Annotated in this window: 1 protein-coding gene; it reads right to left on the bottom strand. The window is 67.5% G+C overall.

The genetic code is table 11. The features are described 5' to 3' along the window. A partial coding sequence (locus tag LQV16_RS23520) for a carbohydrate-binding domain-containing protein (protein ID WP_229996235.1) occupies positions 1-1,027 on the bottom strand: 1,027 nt, incomplete at both ends.

The raw sequence follows: 1,027 nt of genomic DNA, 5'->3' as shown, positions 1-1,027 counted from the left end.
CCGCCGCCTTGGCCGCCGCCTTGGCCGCCGCCCTGGGCGGTGCTGGAGCTGCCGCCGGCGGCGTTCACTCCGTCGTCGTTGGCGGTGACGTTCACCGTGCCGCCGCTGACGGCGATGTGGGCGGCTTCGAGGCCCTCTTCGGATTCTGCCACCGTGACGGTGCCGCCGGTGACTGTCAGCTGGCTGAAGGCCTTAACGCCGTCGTCGCCTGCCTTCACCGTCAGCGCTCCGCCGCTGACCAGCAGCCAGCCGCGCCCCTCGTCCGCGTCGTTGTCCGCCTTCACACCGTCGCCGCCGGCGGTAACGGTGTACGCGCCGTCCAGCAATACCGTGTAGTCCTTGCCCTTGATGCCATCGTCCGCGGCATCCACACTGACGTTGCCTGCGGCGAGAACCAGGCCGTCCTTGGAGACGATGCCGTCGTTGTACCTGCCGTTCACCGTCAATAATCCGTTGCCGGCGATGGTCAGGTCGGCCATCGAATAGAGAGCGGCGTTGGGGGCGTCCGTTCCCTGATCCGCATAGCCGGCGGCGTCTTCGATGGCGTTAGTGCTTCCGTCCTCGAGGTAGACGATGGCCTCGTTGGCGCTCTGGACAACGAGCGGAGAGCCAGTGGAACTGCTGATGTTCGCCCCGTCCAGGATGATGCGCACAACGTCCTCTTCGCCGGCTGCGATGACCACCTGGCCGTCGGACAGGCTGCCGGAGAGCCGGTAGGTGCCGGCTGCGCTGATGGTCACCGTGTTGCCGGCGGCCTTGACGGCGTCCGACGTCGATCCGGCGGCCACGGTGGTGGCGCCGTCGCCAAGTGTCACGGCCACTTCCTTGGCAGGGTCCCAGGTGAGGTCATCGGAATCAAAGTGCGTGTCCTCCTCCATGGAGGCGAGCGTGACGGCGGACTGGGTGCCCGGCACTGTTGTGCCGGCCTGGCCGGTGGAGGAAGCCGTGCCGGGCGCCGAGCAACCAGTAAGCGAGAGGGCGAGTGCCAGGGCTGCGACGGAAATGTAGTTGCGGAACGTGTTCATGG

The sequence above is a fragment of the Arthrobacter sp. Bi26 genome (genome assembly GCF_918697925.1).
In the GTDB taxonomy this organism is placed as follows: domain Bacteria; phylum Actinomycetota; class Actinomycetes; order Actinomycetales; family Micrococcaceae; genus Arthrobacter.
Note: the sequence above shows the minus strand (reverse complement) of the source record. Positions and strands in the feature narration are given on the sequence as shown.